The organism is Variovorax nivicola, assembly GCF_051216475.1.
In the GTDB taxonomy this organism is placed as follows: Bacteria; Pseudomonadota; Gammaproteobacteria; order Burkholderiales; family Burkholderiaceae_C; genus Variovorax.
Window position 1 is genome coordinate 1,757,592 of sequence record NZ_JBPJZK010000001.1, and the last position, 24,539, is coordinate 1,782,130.

Sequence of the window (24,539 nt, forward strand, 5' to 3'; positions counted from 1 at the left end):
CGCTCAGGCCTGATAGCCGAGACCGTCGGCAGCTTCCAGTCGCCGCTTGAAAGCGTTCCATTCCCGGGCGTGTGGATCAGCCTGGGAGGCGTTCGCGCCGCCCTTCTCGAACTGCAGTGCGGTCTTCTCGGACACTTCGGGCGACAGTGGCCGAACTGCCTGACCAGCAGATTGGATGGCGAGTTGCACCCGGCATGCGCGTTCCAGATTGAACATGAGGATGAATGCTTCCGCGACGGACCGCCCAACCGTCAACAGTCCGTGATTGCGCAGGATCAGCGCCTTGGCCTTGTCTCCGAGACTTGCCACCAACCTCGCTCGCTCATCCAGATCAAGCGCCAGCCCTTCGAACTCGTGATAGGCCACCCGGTTATAGAACTGTAGGGCCCACTGATTCGTCGTCTGAAGTCCATCACGCAGCGACGCCACTGCCATCCCGCCCACCGTGTGGGTGTGCATCACGCAAGCGGCATCGTGCCGCGCCGCGTGAACCGCGCTGTGGATCGTGAAGCCTGCGGCATTGACCTCGCTGTCGCTGGCGTCGACCTTGTTTCCATCCAGATCGATCTTGACCAGCGCAGACGCCGTCACCTCGCTGAACAGCAGGCCGAAGGGATTGATCAAAAAATGATCATGCCGGCCAGGCACACGCACCGAGAGATGCGTGTAGATGGCATCGTCCATTCCAAACAACGCGAAGAGACGGTAGGCGGCAGCCAGGTCTTCTCGCACCTCCTGTTCGCTTCGTTCGCTCTGTTCGTTTGGAACGGCATCGCGCTGCCTTGTGCTCATGACTGCGTCCTCGGTGTTCATCAATCACCCCCTCAGGCCTGCGCGAAGCGGCCCGAGGCCCGCTTTTCGACGGCGATCTTCGGCGCGATGGCCCGCGCATGCGTTCCCTTGCCGATGATTCCCGCACCATCCTCGGCCCACACCTCGAAGAGAAACAGAGGACCCTTCTTCTCCAGGAAGCGCGCGTGCGCGGTGATCTTCTGACCAACTGGCGTGGGCGCGAGATGCTCCAACTCCACCTTCGCGCCGACAGAGAGTTGCCCTTCCGTAAGAATTGGCCGGAGTACCTTTGCCGCGGCGCGCTCGAGTTGCGCGAGCAGCCACGGCGTCGAGAAGACCTCCGGAAAGGACTCGCCAGGCTCGGAAGACAGAGCGGCCGCCAGATGAGCGTCGGTGACGGTGACATCGACCGACGCGTGAGCATTTTCTTGAAGTTGTTCCATTGATTGAGGTCCTGTGTGTAGAGAGGGGATGCAGCCCGTCGGGGGGTCAGCGCGCGCCGGCTTCAGGCAGCGACGATTTTTTCGGCCTCATGGTTGACCCAGAAAACCACTTTGCGCTTGATGAGATCGACGGCGCCGTGGAGCAAGATTCCCATCACCGAAAGGATGATGAGAATGGCGAACACCCCGGCGGTGTCCATCGAGAAGTTGCGCTGCAGGATCAGATAGCCAAGTCCGGCTTGCGAGCCCACGAATTCGCCCACAATGGCGCCGATCACGGCCAGCACGATGCCAACGTCGAGACCAACGAAGATGTACGGAAGGGCGTTAGGTACCTTCACGTACTTGAACGTCTGCCAACGCGAACCGGTGAAGGCCGTGATCAGATCGATCTGCTCCCGAGGTGAGGAGCGCAGACCGACGATCGTGTTTGCCAGCACCGGGAAGAACACGATCGTTGCCGTGATGACGATCTTGGACGTGACGCCGAAGCCGAACCAGATCACGAACAAGGGGGCGATGGCCACCTTGGGAATCGTCTGGAAGGCCACGACGTACGGATAGAGCGTTCGCTCCACCAGAGTGAACTGTCCGATCAAGGCTCCCAGAACCAGTCCGAACAATGCGCCGGCAAAAAAACCTACCAACGTCTCGTACAAAGTCACGCCGGTGTGCCATACGAACGTGTTGTCGGCAAGGCCGTTCCACAAGGAAATCACCGTTGCGGTCGGCGTGGGAACCACGAGCGAAGAGACTTCAAGAAGCCTGACTGCAAGCTCCCACCCTCCGATGATGACGATGAAAAGCAGGATAGAGAGCGGACGTTCGGGCTTGCTGCCAAGAAGCCCCGGACCGTCCTGTTTGGGAGTGGTGGTATCGGTCATGCGTCGAGCGCTCCTTGTGAACTGAAATACTTGCGGATGTGAGAGACGACCTCCCCGAACGGCGCCGAGTTGATCATCTCCAGCCTGCGTTCTGCCGGCAGGTTGACGTTGAGGATTTCGGTGATCCGCCCCGGACGCGGTGACATCACGATGACTCGGTCCGCCAGGAAGACCGCCTCGGGAATGCTGTGCGTCACGAGCAACACGGTCTTCTTGCTGGCGGCGCGAATACGCAGCAGGTCGAGGTTCATGTTTTCGCGCGTCATGGCATCCAGTGCACCGAATGGTTCGTCCATGAGCAGAAGCGCTGGATCGTGGGCCAGTGCCCGGGCGATCCCCACGCGTTGCTGCATGCCGCCCGACAGTTCATTGGGGTACTTATCCTCGAACCCGGCAAGTCCGACCATGGCGAGGTACTTCCTGGCATCCGCGCGGTTCGCATCCGTGATGGCGCCGTGCAGCTGACTCGGCAGCAGGATGTTCTCGAACACGGTGCGCCACGGCAGGAGCACCGGCGCCTGGAACACCACGCCGATCTGGCGATTCGGCCCCTCGATCTGGCGTCCGTCGATCTCGACCGAGCCGGAAGTGCGGCGCAGGATGCCCGCGAGAATCTTCAGCAACGTCGATTTGCCGCAACCGCTGGGGCCCACCACTGTGATGAACTCTCCGTTGGCAACCGAGAAATTGACGTCGGACAGCGCGTGGATCTGGTTCCCCTCGCGTGTCGCATACATCTTGTTCAGGCCTGAAACATGAATCATCGGGTCTCCTCAAACGGCGTTGGTGCGACCGTGGTCGCCGGATTGGGAAACGAGCCCAGGTGAAGCGAAGCGCTCATCTCGCCACTTGAACGCAGCCTTCATGCCATCGCGGCCCATGCGTTCGAAGAATTCCTTCGCTTCGTCCGACTCGGACATGAGAACCTGGGTGAAGATCTCCGCTCCGTATTCGATCGCTGGCTGGAACCCGCGCAGTTCATAGGAGCGATTGAGTCCGAGCTTGTTGAGCTCGACCGCCGGTGGAGGCAGCCTGGCGAGACGCAGAGCGGTGTTCATTGCCTCGGAGCGAAGCTGATCGGCGGGAACCACGCGATTCGCAATCCCCAGACGCACGGCGCCCTCGGCCGACACCCGATCACCGAAGAGCAGAAACTCCTTGGCGCTTTTCATTCCCATGATCCAAGGCGTGATGTTGAAGGGCGGCGCGGACTGGAACTGGATCTCCGGCTCGCCGAACACCGCCCCCTCCGACGCAAGCGTGTAGTCGCAGACCATGGACAGATCGCATCCCCCGCCAAGTGCAAAGCCATTCACGGCTGCGATCACCGGCAGGCGCGATTTCCAGATCCGCCACCAGGTGTCGTTCCCGAGCTTCACGTGGCCGCGCCAGTCCTGCACGCTCGTGAACGGCTTGGCGCGCGGCGCGAGATCGAAACCCGCGCAGAAAGCCCGCCCCTGCCCCGTGATGATCAACACGCGCACGCCGGTGTCGTTCTCGAGCACGTCCAGGGCGTGCTGCATGTCGAGCAGGATCTGATCGTTCAGCGCGTTCATCTTGTCCGGTCTTGCGAGCTCGAGCGTCGCCACCGTGTTCTCGATACTTAGTTCGATGCACTCATATTTCATTTTTTCTTGTCTCCTGGTTTTTCAATGCAGCTACCTTCGATGCGGCTATCACCGAGCCTTCGGGATCACCAACGCGTCCAGCACCACTGCACCCTGGCCTTGGGCAAGGACTGCAACGGGATTCAGATCGATGGCTTCGATTTCATTCGCGTAGACCACCGCGATGTCGGACAGCCGCTCAAGCGTCTTCGCCAGGGCGTCACGATCCGCCGCGACTCCGCCTCGATAGCCCCCCAACAACTTGCCCAGCCGCGTCTGATCGATCAGCGCGGCAGCGGTCTTCAAGTCCACCGGCGCGAGCTCGAACGTGGCGTCCTGCAGAATCTCGACGAGTACGCCGCCGGAACCGACCACCACACCGGGTGCAAAGGGCCGATGGGTCACGACGCCCAGGATGGCTTCGATACCACCGCGAACCATCTGCTGCACCAGCACCCCTGCGACGTGCGCCTCGGGCGCCTTGCGCCTGACGCTCTCGAGAATCCGGCTATAGGCCGCTCTCACGGCGGCTGCGTCCGGTAGATCGACGACGACGCCACCTACCTCGCTCTTGTGGGGCAGGTCCGCGGATTCGATCTTCATCACCACGGGATACCCGATGGCATCGGCGTGTGCAACGGCCTCTTCCTCGCTCGATGCCAAGCGCTCAGCGGTCACACGGATCCCGTGCTCCTCCAGGAACGACTTGCTCTCCCGTTCCGTCAGCGGCTCCGCGGATTCGAAGCGTCGGACCCATTTCTGTTGACGGTCGACACCCGGCGTCTTGGGAACGACCTCGGTGACCATGAACGCCGCATGGTCCACCAGATGCTTGATGGCACGCAGCGCATTGCGCATTCCGCACAGCGTGGGCACTTCGCTCAATGGAGCGAGCACGGCAGGATGGATTCTGGCGGACAGGTTGTTGAAGAACACGACGGGCTTGTGCGCCCGCGCGCTGCGTTCAGCCACGGTGATCGCGAGCTTCTCGTAGATCGCCGCCTGGTCCTCTCCCATGGACGCCGGGCAATCCTGCGACACGGCGACGATATGGATAGAAGGATCGTTCAACAGCGCATCCAGGCAATCCCCGTACATCCTGGTGTCGAACACCCCGACGCCCGTTGCGTCGAGCGGATTGCGCGGGGCGCCGAACACGGGGAGCACGGTCTTGAGGTGCGCCACGGTCGAGTCGCTCAACGCCGGCAGAACAAGCCCGCAGCGCTCGGCGATGTCGCAAGTCATCGAGAGTTCGCCGCCGCTCACGTTGAGGACACCCAGTCCCGCGCCCTTCGGCATCGAGCGGATCGTGGAAAACAGCGCGACAGTCTCGACCAGCTCGTCGTAGTCTTCGACCAGCGTGACGCCGTGGCGCCTGAAGAATGCCAGCAGCGCCGTGTCGGAGCTCGCGATCGCACCGGTGTGCGCGGCGCTCGCGGCAGCACCAGACACGGATCGGCCGACCTTCAACGCTACGATCGGCTTGCCTGCCTTTCGCATTTGTGCGGCGGCGCGTGCGAAGGCCGAAGGATCGCGCAACGTCTCCACGAAGAGCGCGGCGACCTTGGTGCGCGGGTCTTGCGCCACATAGTCGAGGTACTCGGGAATATCGGTCACCGCCCCGTTGCCCAACGAAACCAGATGGCTGAACTTGAAGCGGTTCAAGCTGCTCAGGGCGATGCATGCCGAACCCGAATGGGAGATCAGCGCGATGTCGCCGGCTTCCAGCCCCTCCGGCACGGCAGCGCTGTATAACGCCACCCCGTTCTCGACACTGAAAATTCCCAGGCAGTTGGGCCCGCAAAGATTGATTTCGTTGTCACGGCAGAACGTGCTGATCTCCGCCTGCAGGGCGGCTCCCTGCTCTCCGGTCTCGGCAAACCCGCTGGCGTACAACACCGCACTGCGCGCCCCGGCGGCATGCGCGTTCTTGAGGGCATCAAGGGCCTTGTCCGCGCCAAGTGCAATCACCACGCAATCCACCGATCCGGACAACAAGGTCAGATCGCGATGGCACGCCAAACCCAGCACTGACTCGGCGTTGGGATGAATGGGGTAGATGGCCCCGGCATACCCGACGCGCAGGAGATTTTTGATCACGGTATTGCCCATCGCCTCAGGTCGCGGCGACGCTCCCAACACCGCGATGGACTTGGGATTCATTAGCGTGGACAGGTAATGCAAAGAGGGGCTCCTACGGGGCTTGAGAGGCATCGATCGATCGCCGCGTGAGATGCGGCACCGATGTCGAGAACCGAGACTCTAGGGAGCGCACATGTGCGGGTCAATCACAGATTTTCGGCATCCACGTACTAATTTTTGACACACACCAAGAGCGGTCGAACACTAGAATTTTTGTTCACCGAGGAGCGCTGCAACGATCACGCCCGCCACTGCGCGAGTTCCGATCTGTCAGGCTCGGAAGACTGCCAAGAACCGGCATCCTTAACTGCGCTCACCGACGGAGTGCGGTGAGCCTCGGTGTTCATCTCGCTCTGACGACAACCCATCACAAGGAGCAAGAGATGAGCGAAAGATTGACATTGAGCCAAGCCGGCGATCACGTCGTGGCGGACATCGCGTTGGCCGATTGGGGTCACAAGGAACTGCGCATCGCGGAAACGGAGATGCCGGGACTAATGGCCATCAGAAGCGAGTTCCTCGAGCAGCAGCCGCTGAAGGGCGCACGCATCGCCGGGTCCCTGCACATGACCATCCAGACCGGCGTTCTCATCGAGACGCTGCAAGCGCTGGGCGCTACCGTGCGCTGGGCGTCGTGCAACATCTTCTCGACGCAGGACCACGCCGCGGCGGCCGTGGCTTCGAAGGGAACCCCTGTCTTCGCCTTCAAGGGCGAAACGATGGAGGAGTACTGGGACTACACCCACAGGATCTTCGAGTTCAGAGGGCCTCGAGGCGAGCCTGAAGAAGGTCCCAACCTGATCCTCGACGACGGTGGCGATGCCACCACGCTGATGCATCTTGGCAGCCGCGCCGAGAAGGATCGCAGCGTGATCTCTAAGCCCGCAAGTTCGGAAGAACACATCCTCTTCGCGGCCATCGAGAAGAGGCTGGCCGCGGACCCGACCTGGTACAGCCGTCGTCTGCGCCACATCATCGGCGTGACGGAAGAAACGACCACCGGTGTCTTCAGACTCAATGACATGAGCACCAAGGGCGAACTCGTCATCCGTGCCATTGCCGTGAATGACTCCGTGACCAAGAGCAAGTTCGACAACACCTACGGCTGCCGGGAATCGTTGGTCGACGCGATCAAGCGCGCGACCGATGTGATGATCGCGGGCAAGATCGCCGTGGTGGCCGGCTTTGGCGGCGTCGGCAAGGGCTCCGCGCAGGCGCTGCGCGCCCTCAGCGCCCAGGTCTGGGTGACGGAGATCGATCCTATCAACGCGCTGCAAGCGGCCATGGAGGGCTATCGCGTGGTGACCATGGACGAGGCAGCAAGCCAGGCGGACATCTTCGTCACCGCGACCGGCAACCGCGACGTCGTCACCTTCGAGCACATGAAACGCATGAAGGACCAAGCGATCGTCTGCAACATCGGACACTTCGACAACGAGATCGACGTGGCGTCGCTCGAGGCTTGCCAATGGGACGAGATCAAGCCGCAGGTGGATCATGTGATCTTCCCCGACGGAAAGCGGATCATCCTGCTTGCCAAGGGCCGCCTGGTGAATCTGGGCTGTGCGACCGGCCACCCCAGCTTCGTCATGTCCGCCAGCCTCGCGAACCAGACCCTGGGACAGATCGAGCTTTTCACCAAGCAGGACGCCTATGAGAAGGGCAAGGTGTATGTGCTGTCCAAGCTCCTCGATGAGAAGGTTGCGAAGCTGCATCTCGCAAAGCTCGGTGCGCAGTTGACGGAGCTCTCCGACGCGCAGGCCGCCTATATTGGTGTGAGCAAGACCGGCCCATTCAAGCCCGAGGCCTACCGCTACTAGTGCGCACGCCGCGCATCAACCCAGCCTTGTTGATGCGCGGTAGACAGCTCGCTAATACCCGCGGTCGCGGTCAACGGCGAAGGCAGGCACCTCACCTCGGCGAAGACTGTCCAGATTGAGCAGTGTCTGCCGGGCTATCTCACTGGCGCTTGCGCGTGTGGCCATATGAGGCGTCACCAGGACCTGCTCGTGGTTCCAGAATGGATGCGCGCGCGGCAACGGTTCTTCCAAAAAAACATCCAACGTGGCGCCTGCGATATGGCCGGACTCCAGCGCGGCGACAAGGTCGGCGTCCACTAGGTGCGCCCCGCGTCCGACATTGACGACGTGAGCCCCCTTGGGCAGCTTTGCGAACAACGAGGCGCTGAGGAAGCCGCGCGTTTGCTCCGTCAGCGGCAGCAAACACACCAGGGTGTCACATGCACCAAGAAATTCGCACAGTTGCGCCGATCCGTGGAAATGAGCCATCCATCGTGGCACATCGTTCTTCGCACTGGCGCCCCAGCCACGCACGCTGTATCCCATTGCGTTCAATGCCATTGCGCATGCGCTTCCCAACTGTCCCATCCCGGCGATCCCGACTGCATGTCCGTCCACAGCGTAGACCCCGGATTTCAACCAATGGCGATCCGCGCGCGCCTGCAACACCGCATCCATCCGGCGTTGGCGATGGACCACTGCCCAGCAAACGTATGAAACCATGCTGTTGGTCGCACCAGCATCGACGATGCGGCAGACCGTGACGCCTCGAGGCAGTTCGGGGTCGCTCTGCAGATGGTCGATGCCCGCGCCCAGCGACTGGATGAGCGACAGACGCGGAAGGGACGCGCACACGCCAGGAGGCGGCGACCAGCACGCCACGGCTTCGATCTCTTCGAGCTTGCCAAGTCTGGGCCATTCCCGGATATCGATGTCAGGGCGCAGCGAACGGAAAGCATCGATCAACGACGAGTTGTCACCTCTCCGCAGAATTGCGAGAACGGGCGTTGCGGAGTTGCAAGTCGACGGCATCGGAATGCTGGAAGTTGCGACGGTTCGCAACGTGTCAGTGATCGGCGGCAACGGAACGCACCGCCATGCGCAGGTGCTCCACGAAGATGCTTGCCGCCGCGGGCAGATCACGATCGACATGGATGCTGACGTTTAGCGGCCAGCGATCCAGCCCCTTCCCCCGCAGCGGCACGTAGGTCATCCCCTCAGGGGCCTCGTGATCGCCGAAGTACCTGTCCACGACGGCAATCGTCAACCCCGCGCGCGCTGATGCGCGCATCAGCTCGAATGAATTGGTGACCAACAGTCCACGCGGTCGGATTCTGGCCTTTGCGAACATTCGAACGTAGCTCTCTCGAATGGTCAGGGATGCATCCGGCAATGCGATGTCCTCGCCGGCGCACTCCGAGATATCGACGAATTCCCGTTGCGCAAACGGGTGGCCGCGCGCAACCAGCAGGCAAGGTGTTGTCATTGCCTGTTCGACCACCGAAACATTGAAAGCATCCGGCGTGATGTACGACAGAGACACGTCGATGTCGTGATTGGCAATCATCTCAGTCAGCTTGCTGCCACCCGCGACGATGACTTCGAACATGATGCCCGGATACGCGGTGTGGAAGCGATGCAGGAACTGAGGGACGAACTCTCGCGTGAAGGATTCGGAAATGCCGAATCGAACCTTGCCGGTCCGAATGGTCTTGAGTGACTGGATATCGTCACGAACGGCGTCCAGGCCAGCTTCGATGCTCCTTGCATAGTTCAGCACCACCTGCCCTTCGGCCGTAAGCTTGAGGCCTTTGCGTCCCCGGTGTCGCTCAAGCAATTGGGCATCCAGTTCCTCCTCCAGCAATTGGATCAGCCGGGAAATTGCGGAGGCGGCCACATGCAGTTCCTCCGCGGCGCGGCGTATCGAGCCCGACTTGGCGACAGCCACAAAGTACTTGAGCGCATTGCTGCTGACCGGACGCAGCTCTGCTTTTCGTCGGCCCTGCGGCTCGACTGATTCGAGCGGTTTCGCGCCTGTGCTCATGAGCGTGCCGCGTCCAACGCCTCCATGGAGGGCGACATCAAGAAAGATGCGTCGAGTTCGCGCACATCGCGGGCGCCGATCTGCTTGAGCACGCGCAGGAGTTCATCCGCCAGGATATCGATGGCCTTCATGGCTCCCTGCTGCGCACCCGCGACCGTCCCGTAGAGCGTCGGCCTGCCCACGAAGACGAAATCCGCGCCGAGGCACAGAGCAGTCGCTATGTCCGCACCCCGGCGTACGCCGCCATCCAGCATCAAGGGAAACGTGCGCCCGACAACCTCGCGCACGACACGCAATGCCGCCAGCGAACTTCCAGCACGATCGAGTTGCCGTCCTCCATGGTTGGATATGACGATTCCGTCAACGCCGTGCGCGATGGCCTTTTGCGCATCTTCAGGGTGCATGACGCCTTTGAGGATGAGCTTGCCCTTCCACCGCCGCCGGAATGCCTCGAGATCATTCCATGTGACCTGGGCCGGCGACTGCGTTCGCAGGAACGTCGCGATCTGCATGGCACTGGCGTGAGCCCCGGCATAGGGGCGCCAGCCCTCGAACGAGGGCAGTCCCCCGCTTCGCAAGAAGCGCAGCAGCCATCCGGGATGCAGCAGCGCCTCCATGGTCGCGCGCGCATTGCCTTTCCACGGCAAGCCGAAGCCATTGCGAAGGTCGCGTTCACGTTTCGAACTCGCGGGAATATCGACCGTGACCACCAGGTGCTCGATACCCGAGCCTGCCGCACGGTCGATGACATCCAACGCAATGGCCTTGTCCTTCGACGGATACAGCTGGTACCACGTGTGCCCCGGTCCGTTGCGATGCACTTCCTCGAGCGAGGAATTGCCGACGCCGGACAGGATGAATGGAATCCCCCGCCGCGTGGCTGCGCGGACCAGCATGAGATCGGCGTCCGGTCGCAGCAATCCAGCAAATCCCGTCGGGGCGATTCCAAAGGGCTGGTCGAAGGAGCGCCCAAGGAGCGTGACCCCGCTTTGGACACTGCCGACGTCCCGAAGGTAGCGCGGCAAGAACGCATGCTGCGCAAAGGCCGATGTGTTGCGGGCCAGCCCGCACTCGTCTTCCGCACCGCCCTCGAGGTAATCGAACAGGATGCGGGGAAGCGTGCGCCGGGCAAGGCGCCGGAGGTCCGCGATCGACAAGGCTGACTCCAGGTCGCTGTTCATCAGTGCGGTCTCGTGGATCCAGGCGCCAATTGAGGGATCCACGGCACAGCGCCCTTCGTGAAGTCACTCGGCCCATTCACCAGTTCGCGCACTTTTCGGCGGCCTGCCGGATCGCCGATGCGTCGAACTGATTGGCTCTCCGATAGAGATCGGCGTCCGCAATCATCAGTGCGCTTGCCGGTACCGCGCGGCTGATCTGGCCTGACTTGAGCATGTATTGCTCCAACCGGGACACAGCGGCAGTGTCCACGTTGCCCCAGTACTTCCCGCCACCGACCTTGTACCCGTCTCGAAAGGAATCGAGTTGGGCCTTGAGCAGGTTGGTATCCCACTGGGCCAGCACGGAAGGGTCGGCTTGCCCCGTTGACTTTGTGTTCGGCCAGGTCTTCCACTGGATTCGGCGGACACAGTCGGGATTGGCGAACGCAAACTCCGAAGCCTTCGCCATGCCACGCACAATGGCCTCCACCATCTTGGGGTCCGATTCGATCGTCTTCGACATGGCCGCAATACTGAAGTCGGGCAACGTACGCCAATCTTCGCCGCGCAGATACCGCATCTTCAGGCCCGCATTCTCGAAGCCCGCCATGGCCGAAGCCCAGAACATCAGGCCCTGCACTCGCCCGCTTTTGAGCGCATCGATGGCTGGCGCGCCCGCTCCAGTGGCGATGAACTGGACGTCCTTGTCCGGGTCGATGCCCTTCTCCTTGAGATAGGCACGCAAGATGGCGACCCCGCCGGATCCCAGGCCGAACACCCCGATGGTCTTGCCCTTGAAATCGGTGATCGAACGCAGGGGCGAGTCCTGGAGTACGCCGATGCTCCAATCAATCACACCGTTGTTCACGACAAGCTTGACCGGTTGGCTGTTGAGCGACTGCGCCTGCACAGCGATGCTCGCATTGATCTGTGCGAAATCTGCCTGGCCTGCAATCAGCAGCGCGATGGTCTGTGCCGGCGGCGCCAGCGGCGTGATCTCGACGTCGTAGCCCTCGTCGCTCCAATAGCCGAGCGCGAGAGGAAGGTTCAGCGTTGGATACGAGATGTTGAGAACCTGCGTCCCCACCACGATCCGCACCTTCTTCTTTGGTGTCTGCGCCCCCGCCTGCGTGGCCGAGAGAATCGCGACGGCTCCCATCAAGAAGCCGATCCATCTGACTGCGTTTTTGAGCATTTGCTTCACCTTTGAGGAAATTAGATCAACCAGAACTTGTCGAGGCCGGCAATCAGTTCCGCCTTGCGTTCCGCTGAGGCAAAGGAGCCTTGAAAACCATTTCGCAGCAACGAATAGACATCGCCATCCGACAGCTGAAGCGCGGATGCCACGCCCATGAGGTTGTCGTTCATGTAGCCGTTGAAGTAAGGCGGGTCGTCGGTGTTCACGCTCACCCTGCAACCCGCATCGAGAAGGGCCTTCAGGTTGTGCTGCGCCAGGGAGGGGAAGACGTTCAGGCAGATATTGGAGAGCGGGCACACGGTCATCGGAATCTGGTCGGTTGCCAGGCGCTCAATTAGTCGTGGATCCTCCTGCGCGGTCACGCCGTGGTCGATGCGGTCCGCGCCCAAGATGTCCAAAGCTTCCCAGATGTAGCTGGGCGGTCCTTCTTCGCCAGCGTGGATGGTGATCGGCCATCCCATGTCCTTGGCCTGGCGGAAGGCCCGCTCGAACTTTGAAGGCGGATTGCCCTTTTCCACCCCGCCAAGACCCACCGCGACAAACGACTCCCTGAACGGGCGGGCCGCCTCCAACGCTTCAAAGGCCTGCGCTTCGGTGCGATGGCGCTGCAAGCCAAAGATGAGCTTTGCCTCGATGCCAAAGTCAGCTCGCGCCGCTTTTATGGCCGCCTCGACGCCGGCCAGCACCACTTCCAGCCCGATGCCGCGCTCGAGGTGGCTCTGTGGAGACATGTAGAACTCCACGTAGACCACCCTGTCCGCGGCCGAGCGCTCGAGTTGCGCATAGGTGATGTCGTAAAAGTCCCGCTGGGTGATCAGAACGCTCAATGCAGAGTAGTAGAGCTTCAGGAATCCCGAAAGGTCGCTGAACTTGTAGGCAGCGCGCACCTCCTCTGCCGTGGTGTACGGGACCTTCACCTGGTTTCGCGTGCTCAGCGCCAGCAGGGTCTCCGGGCCGATGGTGCCTTCGAGATGGACATGAAGCTCGGCCTTGGGTGCTTCCGCGATCTTTGCCAGCGATGGATTGCCACGCATCGACGATCTCGTCTGCGCCGTCTCACCGGCCTGTTGGAGTGGGTTCATTTCACGATCCTAGGGATTGTCAAAGGCGCCCGGGTTAGCATTTTTCGGCGACCGCGTTCGCAAAAGTCGCACACCTGCGACGACCGCAACGATCGCATTGCTCGAACGGTCTGCAGCGGCCGACGCCGGGAACGGGCCGCCCCATATGCGTTGCCAATTCAGGCACGGTGCGTCATGTTTTCTCTGCTTGTCGCTGAAAAACGGAACCGCATACTGATCACACCTGCCCTCCTGCAAGACGGACATCGAGTCCGCCGCAATCCGGGCGCGTAAAGGAATGATCTCAATGCGCAACTTCAAAGCTGAAAAACTCAAGCTCGGCGGTTTGTTCCATCCGACAGGCAACCACGTCGCTTCATGGCTGCATCCGAACTCCCAGCTGGATGCAGGCTCCAACTTCCGGCACTACGTCGAGCTCGCCCAGCTTGCAGAGCAGGGCAAGTTCGATCTGATGTTTCTGGCCGACGCTGCCGCCGTGCGCGGCGGCGATCTCGAGGCGCTCAGTCGCTGGCCCCAGTACATGGCCTACTTCGAGCCGACCACGCTCTTATCGGCGCTGGCTGCGGTGACAAGCCGGATCGGACTGGTAGCGACGGCGACCACCACCTACAACGAGCCGTACAACATCGCCAGACGATTCGCATCGCTCGACCACATCAGCGCGGGCCGCGCGGGTTGGAACGTGGTGACCTCCTCGAACCTGGACGAGAGCAAGAACTTCGGGCGCGATGAGCACCTGGAACATGGCGATCGGTATGCGCGTGCCAAGGAGTTCGCCGCCGTGGTGCGCGGCCTTTGGGACAGCTGGGAAGATGACGCCTTCGTGCGGGATCGGGAACAGCAGCGCTACTTCGATCCAGCCAAACTGCACACGCTGAACCACAAGGGTGAGAATTTCTCTGTCAAAGGCCCGCTGAACATTTCACGCCCTCCTCAGGGCCATCCGGTCATCGCGCAGGCGGGCTCGTCAGAGCCGGGAAAGGAACTGGCAGCGGAGACCGCGGACATCGTGTTCACCGCCCAGGGCGACCTGGAAGGGGCAAAGAAGTTCTACAACGATCTCAAGGGCCGCATGGCCAGATACGGACGCGAACAACGGTCCTTGAAGATCATGCCCGGCCTGAATCCGATTGTCGGTAGCACGGAGGCCGAGGCCAAAGAGAAGCATGCCTACCTGCAGTCGTTGATCCATCCGTCGGTTGGCCTTGAACTACTGTCGAACGCCATCGGGGGCGTCGACCTGAAAGGTATCGACATCGACCAACCGCTGCCCCTCGATCTTCTGGAGCGCGATACCAACACCAGCAAGAGCACGCTCGAAGGCGTGATGAAGATGGCACAGCGCGAGAACCTGACCGTGCGTCAACTCTACGAGCGCTTCGCGGGCGCCCGAGGCCAGCGCACCTTGGTTGGAACGCCCGAGCAGATCGCCCGAGACATGACCCAGTGGTTCGAGGCCGGAGCCGTCGATGGTTTCCTCATTCAGCCGGCAGAGTTGCCGAACGGCTTGAAGGACTTTGTCTACGACGTTGTGCCGGTTCTTCAGCACATGGGGGTCTTTCGAACCGAGTACGAGGGATCGACCCTGCGGGAAAACCTCGACTTGGCACGCCCTGTCAATCAGTTCGCCGCGACCGCATCTGCGAACGTCGATCAGCGAGGATGAGCATGACCAACACCGAAGCATTCAAGACTGCCATGCGGCGAATGGCCGGTGCGGTATGCATCGTGGCCACAGAAGTCGATGGCAAGCGAGCGGGCATGGCTGCCACCTCTGTCGTGTCCCTCTCGGCCGATCCGCCGTCACTCCTGGTCTGCGTCAACAAATCGGCGTCCGTGCATCCGTTGCTCCACGCCTGCGGCAGGTTCTCCGTGAGCGTCCTGTCGCGAGAGCAGCAGGACCTCTGTGCGGACTTCGGCGGCAAGTACGACCAGGAGGAGCGGTTCAACCGCAGTCGATGGCTTTCGGGGCCCTTTCAGCTGCCTCACTCACCCGGCGCGCAGGCCACCTTCTTCTGCAAGATCGCGACCTCCAGCTCGTTTGCGACGCACACCGTTTTCATCGCCGAGGTCTTCGAAAGCCACTTCGTGGAGCAGGTCGACCCACTCGTCTACCTGAACGGCCAATGCCGCGCATTGGCATAGGTTGACGCTGCCAAGCATGGGGCAATAGCATCCCTGATCACAACTCGGCTTCCCCATGAAGATGCTCTTGTCTCCCTTGATGCGGTACATCTGCCAGGTCGCGGAGGACGGGTCCATTCGCAAGGCGTCCGAGTACCTCCATATCTCGCCGTCGGCCATCAACCGCCAGATCATCAACTTCGAAGAGCTCATCGGTGCGCCGATCTTCGAGCGGCTGCCTCGTGGCATGAAGCTGACGGACGCCGGCCGCGTGATCTACGACATCATCAAGGATTTCGAGAAGGTCTCCGCTGCTGCGGTATCGGAAGTGAGTGCCATCAAGGGCAAGCAGAGGGGCCATGTTTCGATCGGCACCATCCAGACGCTGGCCGGCGATTTTTTCCCCAACTTCTTGACGCACTCTCGCCAGGACAACCCCGACATTTCCTTCTCGATCTTCAGCGGCAATACGGAAGAGATCGTGCGCAAGGTCGTGGGCAACGAGCTGGATATCGGGATATGTTGGGAGCCTCCCGAGCAAGTCCCCGTCGAGAAGCTGAAGGTCTATTCGATGGACATAGGCGTTGCGATGCATCCGTCACATCCGCTCGCACAGGAACCGGACCTGTCCCTGCAGCAGTGCCGCGACTTTCCGATCATCTTTCCCGCAGGCGGAATGGAGATCAGGAAGCTGCTGGACCGGATCAACGTCGGCCGACAAACAAGCATCTCACCGGCCATCACGACCAACGCCATGTCGCTGATCCGATCGCTTGCGCTGTCGGGTACGGGGATTTCCGTGACGACGCTCCTGTCGGTGGCAAGCGAAGTCGCGAATGGAAAACTTGTCTTCAAGAACCTTCGCGACGTGGGCAGCCAGCACCTTCGGCTGGCCATCTTTCATCGCCAGACAGCGTCATTGCCCGCAGCCGCACGGATGGTGTGCGATTCGATCCTTCTCGCGCTGGACGAATATCTGGCGACGGACCGGCCGATTTCCTGAACTGCCAAGCAATCCCGCCGGCCAGGCTTCATTCGTGGCCGCCGGCGCTCGTCGACATCCATGCGACGTCGACCGCGCCAACCCAATCGGGAACGTTGTCACTCGGGTCGAGATGCGGCAAGGCATTCGGGTTTACGCGCGCATCTATTTGATTAATCAAGTATAAATTCACAAATTACTTGATAATTCAATCAAAACAAGACATCCCCATGCCGCAAAACTTTCTTCTCGACGTCAATGGTGCTTCGCACTCCGTTCGATGCGAACCTGACGCGCCGCTGCTTTACATCCTGCGCAACGACCTCGGGCTCAACAGCCCGAAATTCGGCTGCGGAGCCGCTCAGTGCGGCAGCTGCGCCGTGCTGCTCGACGGACAGGAGTTGCGCTCGTGCGTGATGCCCGTGTCGGCCATCGGCAAGGGCCGGCTCACGACCCTCGAAGGGCTCGTCGGAGACGCTGTCAAGGCGGGGCCAAATTCGCCGGTGTCGCTGCATCCGCTGCAGCAGGCCTTCCTCGACGAACAGGCCGCGCAGTGCGGCTACTGCACGAGCGGCATGATCGTCGCGGCCAAGGCGCTGCTCGACCGCACGCCGCAGCCGGGCGAAGCGGAGATCCGCAGCGCGCTCGACGGCCACATCTGTCGCTGCGGCACGCAGAACCGCATCGTCAAGGCGGTGCTGCGCGCGGCGCGCGGCAACGCCCTCGTTCACGCCGGGAGCGCGCAATGAGCGGCACCGCGATGCTCACGCGCCGCGCGGCGGGGCGACTGCTCGGAGGCATCGTCATCGCGTTCTCGATGCGCGAGCCTTTCGCGCAGGCGCAGGTGGTCACCGCTCTGCCCGGCAGCCTCAAGGCCAATCCGCGGCTCGAATCCTGGCTGCGCATCCAGCCCGATGGCACGGTGACGGTGTTCAGCGGCAAGGCCGAGCTCGGGCAGGGCATCCTGACCGCGCTGTCGCAGATCGTGGCCGAGGAGCTCGATGTGGCGCCCGGACGCATCAGCATCAGTGGTGCCAGCACCATCGACAGCCCCGACGAGCGCTACACCTACGGCAGTCAATCAATCGAACTCAGCGGCGACGCACTGCGACGCGCCGGTGCCGAGGCTCGCGGCGTGCTGCTGGCCGCTGCGTCGCAGGCGCTGGGCGAACCGGTCGGGGCGCTCGGCGTTCGCGACGGCACCATCACCGGCGCGAAGGGCTCGCAGATCACCTACTGGCAGATTGCCAGTCGCGGACCCGATGCGCTGCGGCGCACGCTGGCCGGCACGACGCGCCCTAAAGACCCCGATGCCTACACCCTGGTCGGCAAGCCCATGCCGCGCATCGACCTACCGGGCAAGCTTTCGGGTGCTGCGGCCTTCGTGCAGGACCTGCGCCTGCCTGGCATGGCCTTCGGCCGCGTGGTGCTACCGCCGCGCTCGGGCCTGATGCTCGAGGCTTTCGACGAGGCCGCCGCGCGCCGCCTGCCCGGCGTGCTCGTGGTGGTGCGCCACGGCAACTTCCTGGGGGTGGTGGCCGAGCGCGAGGAACAGGCGGTGCGCGCCCGTGCCGCGCTGCACGCCTCCGCGCGTTGGGGTGGCACCTTGCCGGCGTTGCCCGACTCCGCCGCCCTCCCCGACGCCTTGCGTGCCCTGCGGCGTGAGGACAGCGTGATCGGCAGCGCCGGCCAGGATCGCCCCGCCCCCGAAGGCCGGCACTTGAGCGCGTCGTACAGCCGGCCCTACATCTCGCACGGCAGCGTGGGCCCGTCGTGCGCCGTGGCCGTGCTGGAGGGCGAGCACATGCGGGTCTGGTCGCACACCCAGGGCGCCTTTCCGCTGCGCAGCGACCTCGCGACCGTGCTGCAGATGCCCGAGGCGCAGGTCGATGTGATCCACATGCCCGGCTCGGGCTGCTACGGCCACAACGGCGCCGACGACGTGGCGCTCGACGCTGCGCTGCTGGCGCGGGCCATCAAGGGCCGTCCGGTCAAGCTGCAATGGATGCGCGACGACGAGTTCGCCTCGGCGCCGTTCGGTCCCGCGATGGCCATCAGCCTGAGCGCTACGCTGGGCGCAGACAACCGCATCGCCGACTGGAACTATGAGGTGTGGAGCAACTCGCACGCCATGCGTCCGGGTCAGCCGGGCGGCATCAACCTGCTGTCGGCTTGGCACATGTCGTCCGCGTACGGGCCGTCGCAGCCACTGCGCATTCCACAGCCCTTCGGAGACGGCGACCGCAACGCGTTGCCCGAGTACGACCTTCCGCGCCGCCGCATCGTCAATCACCTGCTGCTCGATGCGCCGCTGCGCAACAGCTCGGTGCGCACGCTGGGCGCGCACGGCAACGTGTATGCGATCGAGTCGTTCATGGACGAACTGGCCGCGCTGGCCGGTGCCGACGCGGCACAGTTTCGCCTCGATCACCTACGCGATCCGCGAGCGCGCCATGTGATCGAGGAGGCAGTACGACGGGCCGGCTGGTCGAGCGCTGCCAACCGGACGGGTGACGACGGCAGCGGCGTGCTGCGCGGACGCGGCTTTGCCTATTCGCGCTACAAGAACATGCAGACCTATGCCGCGGTGGTGGCGGACATCGAGGTCGACCGCGCCACCGGCATCGTGCGCGTGCCGCGCGTGGTGGCGGTGATCGACACCGGGCGCATCGTGAACCCGGACGGCGTGGCGAACCAGATCGAGGGCGGCATCCTGCAGAGCATCAGCTGGACCGTGAAGGAGCAGGTCCGCTTCGACCGCGAACGGGTCCTCACCCGCGCCTGGACCGACTACCCAGTGATGAGCTTCACCGAGGTGCCCAAGATCGAGCTCACGATGATCGACCGGCCACACGAGCCCTCGCTGGGCGCGGGCGAAGGGGCGCTAGGGCCGGCTGCGGCAGCGGTGGGGAATGCTTTTGCCAACGCAACCGGACGCCGCATCCGCGATCTGCCGATGACACCGAAGCGGGTCAAGACCGAACTTGCGCTTACTTAAAACGCCACTCATGCAGTGCCATATCGACATGTCACGAGAAGCGGAAGGCTGGTCGGCTCAGCTACTGAGACTCTCCAATCGGTGAAGCACTACTTTTCCAAAAGGCACGCTGGCAGGCAGCGGAACCGCGCGGAGGGCGTTTCCATTTCCGCTATTAGCCTCTTACGCGCCACCCACAGATTGAACTGACCTTACGAATCCGTAACGCCGTTCGCCAACTACGACACCCTCGATATGCGGCCGCTCGAGATTGAGGGCAGCGCGACCCTGTTCTGTTGGTAGCGGTTTTGGCGCGGGCGCTGAGGCCAGGCGCCTGCGCGGTAATGCCCCGCGCCCAGTGCCACCGACCAACCGACGATAACCAAAGGTACGTAAATACCCCCTTATCGGCGGTTGGGCAGCCACTGCATATATCCGGGCTCTAGGTCATCCGGCACATGCCTAGTTTTTTTCGCCGCATCACCGATGCGAACCGTCATGGACGTCTGGAATGCAGCGGTTGCTGCCGGTGATGTCGGCCTCCTGAGTTCACGGTCTTGGCCACGCAGCGGTCATTCATGCGCCAGGGTCATATCGACCCAGTGGCCGGTTTTAGGTACTGCTGACCCTGCTAGCCAGCCGGTACGCACGACGCCTGCACGTCCGCTGACCTTGGCCAATTCGGCGTGAACTTGCTTGCGGCTTAAAGAACCCGCAGCACCTCAAACTGCTGTCGGATTGGAGCGACCTGTATCGACACCTCATCCCCCTCGCCTTTGCCCAGCATTGCCCTGGCCAAAGGGGCTTCGCTGCTGATGACCTGAACAAGCTGAGCGCCGCTGACCAACTTCATGCTGCCCCCATCCGGACCAAGAAAGAGCTGTTGCTGCTTGTCGTCGGAATCGACCAGGCAGACCAGCGAGCCGAGTTGTATGCCTTTGATGGCGTCGTAGGGCCGCGGGCGGAATCGGCGCCAATTGGCCATCGCCTGGCGAATGGCTTCGGCGCGCCGAGCTTGGCCGGTGGCCAGGTAGGCGGCTTCGAGTCCCAATGTGTCGTATTTGTTTTCGGCGATGTTTTCTTCGTGAGTCGCCGTTTCATGAGCTGCCCGCATTGCCTGTTCGGCTTGCAGCAGGTCTTCGGCGAGCCGTTCCAGCACCTGCTGTTGCAGCAAGAATTTATCCATGACGAAAGGTCGGTATCTCGAACAAGGGGGCGGGTTTTGATTATGAAGGGCTCCAGAAGCCTTCGACGCTTCTGTTGGCTGCAGGTTAGCTTCAGCTATGGGCGCCCATAGCGGAAGTTGGGTTGACCGCCGTTCCCCATCGAGACGATGTTGCCCATCCACTGCCTCCAGCTGTGGTGGAAGCCACCGTCATGTACAAGAAGAGCGACACGGAAGCTTGGTCTGGTGCCGCACGGGGCCGCAAGCCCAAGTGGCTCGTTGAAGCTCAAGCAGCCGGCGACGACATCGAGAAGTACCGCGTCAAGTAACCAGCACTTGATCAGTTAAAAAAGCAACCTTGTGGTGCTTTTTTTCATCTGGGCGGCAACAATGCTTGCAAGGGGGAAGCAAAAGCATGGATGAGAAGAGGATTGCCGAACTTCGCAAGTTCATAAGCACCGTGACCGATCCGAAGATCAGTGCCTTCATTGATCTCAAGAAGCTCTGCCAATCAGGCACATACAACCTGTCTGTGCAGATGGCTACAGAGCATGCCGCCAAGCACGGCGACTTCAACTACCTCAACCACCTGCTGACCCTCGTGGAAGGCAGCGTGCATGCCACCGACCTCATCTTCTCACTTCGCCCCAAGCTCAACTTCGTGCTCACGGAGACGAAGCCGCGCAAGTTCAAGAAGGCCACGCCCGAGCAAGTAGCCAAGGCAGCAAAGCAGGCCCTCTCCAAGCCCATTACCGTCAAGACTGCCCCAACAAAGCCCTCCAAGAAGGTCGCGAAGCCAAAGGGAAGCCACGATCTGATGGACTCTCGCCTCATGCTGCCTGGCAGTTTCGGGCATGGCAAGCGACGCTGACACCATGAACAATCCTCAGAATCGCAAGTTCAAGTGCTGGGCTGCTGCCTGTGGTGGATGCGGCGAAGGACCGTCAGCCGAACACATCGTGTCCAAGTGCCTGTTCCCCGCAGGGGTTGTCCACGTTTCAGGCTTTGACTGGTGCAATGGTGAGACCAAGTCCATAGGGGTCAACGGGCTTGAGAGGCAAATCCTCTGCAAGACCCACAACTCGGCCTTGTCAGAAACAGACGCAGAAGCCAAGAAAGCTATTGGCCTCTTCCAGCGCTCAGCACCGCCAACCAAAGACGACCCGCTTGGCAACAACAACGTCGACGGCCACAAGTTAGAACGCTGGCTGCTCAAGACCGCCATCAACCTTTCCTACCGAGGGAATTTGCACATCGGTGTCGGTATGAACGGTTCTGTGCCGGGTCTGCCCTCCCCCTACCTCATCGATGTGGCGTTTGGAAGGCTGCCCTTCAGCCACCAAATGGGCGCTCACTTCCTCTTCCCGGCAAAGGAAACATTGCACCAGCCTAGCGAGATCGTCATGATTCCGCTGATCAACGACGGGCACATTGGAGGCTTCTACTTTGAGCTTCGCTCGCAGGCTGTGTTTCTGAACCTGTTTCCCGGTCACGCTCCACCGACCCTAGGCACCGTGGCAGCGAAACTGGAGCTTCAGCAAGCGCTCCTAGACGCGGAATTAGTCTCCCGACCGCCAAGCATTGCCACAGCCTCTAATAGCATGCCGATAAGTATGATCAGGTTTCAGTGGTAAGAGATTCAGGGAGCCAGAAGAATGACCAAACCCGTAGCGAAGAAAGCACCTACGACAGACTTTGAGAACTTGGTGCGCAATGGCATTGACTTTCTTGAGAAGGCTATGTCTCAGCTTGACAGCGATCCGAAGCACTCGGTCATCAATTTCTACACGGCAGTAGAGATTTTTCTCAAGGCTCCACTCGTATTGGATCATTGGACTCTGGTCATCGCTGGGCGCGAACCAGACCGACAAAAATATGACTCAGGTGACTTTGTTTCTGTATCTTTTGAAGAGGCATGTTCGCTTCTGTCCAAGACGCTAAAAAAGCCTCTTCAAAAAAGCGCGAGAGATGCGTTTGACAAAGTGCGCCAGCACCGCAACCGTATGGTGCATTTCTATCACAGTGGGCTCAATGGCAAGCAGCGTAACGAGATTAAGCTAGAGCAAGCAACCGCCTGGTTTGAATTGAACAGATTCGTAGCTGACACCTGGCGTGAAGAATTCAAACCGTTTGCAAGCGAATTCCAGCGAATGGAGCGAACGCTGATCGCCAACAATCACTATGCGAAGGCCAAGTACGAAGACCTGAAGCCGAAGATTGAGGGCATGAAGCAAGGTGGAGCGACCTTTGAAGATTGCCCCCGCTGCCATACAAACGCCTACCAAGCTGAAGAGGAAGCCCCTCGCCTGACCTCTCACCACTGCATGGTATGTTTCCACAGCGGTAAGCAGCTTCAGATAGATTGCCCAGATTGTGGCGACTCCGACCAGCACATGGAACCTTACGACGGGTTCTCTTGCACGGAATGCGACTGCGAAGTCTCAGGCGAAAGCGAAATCTTTGAGCTGCTCGATCAAAACAGTTTTCGCGGCACAAAGGACGGCCTTGATGCCGACACCCCAGCCAACTGCGACGAGTGTCAGGGCTATCACACCGTATGCGAATATGAAGGCGGCTACCTCTGCACCAACTGCTTCGCCTACTTCGACGCAGTGGGCCAATGTCAGTGGTGCAACGACCCAATGACTGGCGACACCGACCACACCTATGTCACAGGCTGCGAACACTGCGACGGGTATGCGGGCCATCATGCCAACGACTAAACAGAAGTACCCTGGAACAAGGGCAAGATGATCGGCCAGAAGGTACCCTTCAAGCTCAAGGACATTTGGGCGCTGCGAGTGCGGCTGCAACTGGAGGGCCGAGTGCGCGAGCTCGCTCTCTTCAACTTGGGTCTGGACAGCAAGTTACGAGGCTGCGATCTTGTTAGCCTGAAGGTCGGGGACGTCTGCCACGGAGAGCAAGTTGCCCCACGGGCAACAGTGATGCAGCACAAGACGCAGCGTCCAGTGCAGTTCGAGTTCACGCCCGGAGGCATATCGATGCGCTACCGGATGCCTCGATTGCGGCGCAAAGCAGACATTCAGCGGGCCGCACCGACTGACCGCAACCAGTCTAAAGCGGGCTTCGGTGACTCTGGCCTGCAACAGCCTTGGCAAGCACCCGATCGATTCGCAATTGCTACGCAAACCAGCGACAGATGAACCGTCTGCGCTCCGCTTCACCTCATTCCCTCCACATTCCTGGCAAGCCTTCCTGTCGAGAAGACACTCACGGAATCAGCAACGCCGATCGGTTTAATTCGCGAGCTAGGCGTGTAGATATGGTGCGACCAGGTCCAGTTCATCCAATCGAATTGCCATCGCACGCGCAGAGACACCGAAGTATTGCGCTAGCGACTTGAATCGAAGCCGATCGAACTGCTGCGCGCGCGCCACCGCCTCGGCAAACAGCAACGACCCTCGGGGCTGTGAAAACATCAATCCTGTGTCCACCTTCAGGTGGTAAGCCACCGTCTCCGTGAGCACGATCGGTTGCTTTGTGAACCGAGCCTCGAATGCAGCGATTACTGCCTTCCGGGGCATGAGTAGGCATGCGGCGAAGTAGTCGGCCTCCTGCTCAAGCAGTGGCCTACCGCTGCGGGGTCCATCTACCGGCATTTCCCGGTGAAGTGTTCGATCCCCGATCGCCGGATGAAGGATGAAATGCCCGATCTCATGCGCTGCAGTGAAGCGTTGGATCTCAAAGGAGAACCTTCTCGATACGAGGATGGTCGAACGGTCTCGCTGCCAAAGACCTGCAGCCTCGCCTCCTCCGTGGTAGTCGGTGTCGAGCCTGTCGCGCACATCAAAGTAGAGATCGCAGTGGTCGGCCACATTCCGTGGATCGAACAGTGTGGGGATGTCGGGCACGCCAAGCGGGTAGCGCACGTCCCGGCGACTCCAGATTTCGGTTTGGAGTCGACGCGCTTCTTTCTCAATCGCGACTTTGTTCATCGTGCACCTCGCTGGCCCAAGCTGGCTACAAGACCTCCAAGACGCTATAGGTAGCGTCTTCGACATACAAGATACGCTACATCTAGTGTTTTTGCAAACATTTCACTTCAGAGGCCGTACCGACTGAAGTGCAGGCAAAGCGCCAACCTCGTACACGAAGGGGGACCTGGCGGCTGGGGTGGAA

Annotated in this window: 23 protein-coding genes, 1 pseudogene and 1 riboswitch; of the genes and pseudogenes, 11 read left to right on the top strand and 13 right to left on the bottom strand. The window is 61.2% G+C overall.

From position 1 onward, the window contains the following. Positions 1-3: 3 nt before the first annotated feature. The 6 genes from ACSFBF_RS08375 to ACSFBF_RS08400 all read right to left on the bottom strand — a co-directional run bounded on the left by ACSFBF_RS08375 (position 4) and on the right by ACSFBF_RS08400 (position 5,910). Positions 4-792, bottom strand: coding sequence for a class II aldolase/adducin family protein (locus ACSFBF_RS08375; protein ID WP_435465834.1), 789 nt, complete (start codon positions 790-792; stop codon positions 4-6). Positions 793-824: 32 nt separating this feature from the next. Beyond that, the gene (locus ACSFBF_RS08380; RefSeq protein ID WP_435465835.1) at positions 825-1,235 is read right to left on the bottom strand and encodes a thioesterase family protein; all 411 of its coding nucleotides are present in this window, start codon (positions 1,233-1,235) and stop codon (positions 825-827) included. A gap of 62 nt (positions 1,236-1,297) precedes the next feature. Next, complete coding sequence (locus ACSFBF_RS08385; protein ID WP_435465836.1) at positions 1,298-2,119, bottom strand: ABC transporter permease; 822 nt, start codon at positions 2,117-2,119, stop codon at positions 1,298-1,300. Further along, positions 2,116-2,883, bottom strand: a complete 768-nt coding sequence (locus ACSFBF_RS08390; protein ID WP_435465837.1) for an ABC transporter ATP-binding protein — start codon at positions 2,881-2,883, stop codon at positions 2,116-2,118. The genes ACSFBF_RS08385 and ACSFBF_RS08390 overlap by 4 nt, the downstream gene beginning before the upstream one ends. Positions 2,884-2,892: 9 nt before the next feature. Continuing rightward, complete coding sequence (locus ACSFBF_RS08395) at positions 2,893-3,708, bottom strand: enoyl-CoA hydratase/isomerase family protein (protein ID WP_435465838.1); 816 nt, start codon at positions 3,706-3,708, stop codon at positions 2,893-2,895. Positions 3,709-3,795: 87 nt separating this feature from the next. Continuing rightward, positions 3,796-5,910: an acetate--CoA ligase family protein gene (locus tag ACSFBF_RS08400; RefSeq protein ID WP_435465839.1), complete on the bottom strand. Its 2,115-nt coding sequence runs from the start codon at positions 5,908-5,910 to the stop codon at positions 3,796-3,798. 174 nt (positions 5,911-6,084) lie between these two features. Next, positions 6,085-6,190: riboswitch (S-adenosyl-L-homocysteine riboswitch) on the top strand. A gap of 61 nt (positions 6,191-6,251) precedes the next feature. Here ACSFBF_RS08400 and ahcY point away from each other — a divergent pair. Continuing rightward, entirely contained in the window at positions 6,252-7,688 is a 1,437-nt protein-coding gene (gene ahcY, locus ACSFBF_RS08405; RefSeq protein WP_435465840.1) for an adenosylhomocysteinase, read from the top strand. A gap of 51 nt (positions 7,689-7,739) precedes the next feature. On the opposite strand, the gene ACSFBF_RS08410 is transcribed toward ahcY, so the two are convergent. From ACSFBF_RS08410 to ACSFBF_RS08430, 5 genes are all read right to left on the bottom strand, one after another. Beyond that, on the bottom strand, positions 7,740-8,633 hold the full coding sequence (locus ACSFBF_RS08410; RefSeq protein WP_435465841.1) for a 2-hydroxyacid dehydrogenase: 894 nt from the start codon (positions 8,631-8,633) through the stop codon (positions 7,740-7,742). Positions 8,634-8,733: 100 nt separating this feature from the next. Next, entirely contained in the window at positions 8,734-9,711 is a 978-nt protein-coding gene (locus tag ACSFBF_RS08415) for a LysR family transcriptional regulator (protein ID WP_435465842.1), read from the bottom strand. Next, positions 9,708-10,892, bottom strand: a complete 1,185-nt coding sequence (locus ACSFBF_RS08420) for an alpha-hydroxy acid oxidase (protein WP_435465843.1) — start codon at positions 10,890-10,892, stop codon at positions 9,708-9,710. Before ACSFBF_RS08420 ends, ACSFBF_RS08415 begins: the two co-directional genes overlap by 4 nt. 76 nt (positions 10,893-10,968) lie before the next feature. Then, positions 10,969-12,066 (bottom strand): ABC transporter substrate-binding protein, encoded by a 1,098-nt coding sequence (locus tag ACSFBF_RS08425; protein ID WP_435465844.1) that lies wholly within the window; start codon positions 12,064-12,066, stop codon positions 10,969-10,971. Between the two features lie 20 nt (positions 12,067-12,086). Continuing rightward, positions 12,087-13,151, bottom strand: a complete 1,065-nt coding sequence (locus tag ACSFBF_RS08430; RefSeq protein ID WP_435465845.1) for an adenosine deaminase — start codon at positions 13,149-13,151, stop codon at positions 12,087-12,089. Positions 13,152-13,437: 286 nt separating this feature from the next. Between ACSFBF_RS08430 and ACSFBF_RS08435 the strand changes: the two genes are divergently transcribed. The 5 genes from ACSFBF_RS08435 to ACSFBF_RS08455 all read left to right on the top strand — a co-directional run bounded on the left by ACSFBF_RS08435 (position 13,438) and on the right by ACSFBF_RS08455 (position 19,255). Then, entirely contained in the window at positions 13,438-14,817 is a 1,380-nt protein-coding gene (locus tag ACSFBF_RS08435; RefSeq protein WP_435465846.1) for an LLM class flavin-dependent oxidoreductase, read from the top strand. Between the two features lie 2 nt (positions 14,818-14,819). Continuing rightward, entirely contained in the window at positions 14,820-15,296 is a 477-nt protein-coding gene (locus ACSFBF_RS08440) for a flavin reductase family protein (RefSeq protein WP_435465847.1), read from the top strand. 55 nt (positions 15,297-15,351) lie between these two features. Then, positions 15,352-16,278 carry a LysR family transcriptional regulator gene (locus ACSFBF_RS08445; RefSeq protein WP_435465848.1) on the top strand — a complete coding sequence of 309 codons (927 nt, stop codon included), beginning with the start codon at positions 15,352-15,354 and terminating at the stop codon, positions 16,276-16,278. A gap of 209 nt (positions 16,279-16,487) precedes the next feature. Continuing rightward, positions 16,488-17,006: a (2Fe-2S)-binding protein gene (locus tag ACSFBF_RS08450; protein ID WP_435465849.1), complete on the top strand. Its 519-nt coding sequence runs from the start codon at positions 16,488-16,490 to the stop codon at positions 17,004-17,006. Continuing rightward, complete coding sequence (locus ACSFBF_RS08455; RefSeq protein WP_435465850.1) at positions 17,003-19,255, top strand: xanthine dehydrogenase family protein molybdopterin-binding subunit; 2,253 nt, start codon at positions 17,003-17,005, stop codon at positions 19,253-19,255. Before ACSFBF_RS08450 ends, ACSFBF_RS08455 begins: the two co-directional genes overlap by 4 nt. Before the next feature lie 682 nt (positions 19,256-19,937). Here the strand turns inward: ACSFBF_RS08455 and ACSFBF_RS08460 are convergent. Further along, positions 19,938-20,420, bottom strand: coding sequence for a GreA/GreB family elongation factor (locus tag ACSFBF_RS08460; RefSeq protein WP_435465851.1), 483 nt, complete (start codon positions 20,418-20,420; stop codon positions 19,938-19,940). A 191-nt stretch (positions 20,421-20,611) separates the two neighbouring features. On the opposite strand from ACSFBF_RS08460, the gene ACSFBF_RS08465 reads away from it, so the two are divergent. The 5 genes and pseudogenes from ACSFBF_RS08465 to ACSFBF_RS08485 form a co-directional block, all read left to right on the top strand. Continuing rightward, positions 20,612-20,728, top strand: coding sequence for an H-NS family nucleoid-associated regulatory protein (locus tag ACSFBF_RS08465; protein WP_435465852.1), 117 nt, complete (start codon positions 20,612-20,614; stop codon positions 20,726-20,728). A gap of 86 nt (positions 20,729-20,814) precedes the next feature. Then, positions 20,815-21,270 carry a hypothetical protein gene (locus ACSFBF_RS08470; protein ID WP_435465853.1) on the top strand — a complete coding sequence of 152 codons (456 nt, stop codon included), beginning with the start codon at positions 20,815-20,817 and terminating at the stop codon, positions 21,268-21,270. 4 nt (positions 21,271-21,274) lie between these two features. After that, complete coding sequence (locus ACSFBF_RS08475; RefSeq protein ID WP_435465854.1) at positions 21,275-22,033, top strand: hypothetical protein; 759 nt, start codon at positions 21,275-21,277, stop codon at positions 22,031-22,033. Positions 22,034-22,054: 21 nt separating this feature from the next. Beyond that, complete coding sequence (locus ACSFBF_RS08480; RefSeq protein WP_435465855.1) at positions 22,055-23,122, top strand: hypothetical protein; 1,068 nt, start codon at positions 22,055-22,057, stop codon at positions 23,120-23,122. 27 nt (positions 23,123-23,149) lie between these two features. After that, positions 23,150-23,386, top strand: a pseudogene (locus ACSFBF_RS08485) (site-specific integrase); the annotation flags it as partial. A 282-nt stretch (positions 23,387-23,668) separates the two neighbouring features. On the opposite strand, the gene ACSFBF_RS08490 reads toward ACSFBF_RS08485, so the two are convergent. Then, positions 23,669-24,355 carry an ImmA/IrrE family metallo-endopeptidase gene (locus ACSFBF_RS08490; RefSeq protein WP_435465856.1) on the bottom strand — a complete coding sequence of 229 codons (687 nt, stop codon included), beginning with the start codon at positions 24,353-24,355 and terminating at the stop codon, positions 23,669-23,671. Positions 24,356-24,539 lie beyond the last annotated feature (184 nt).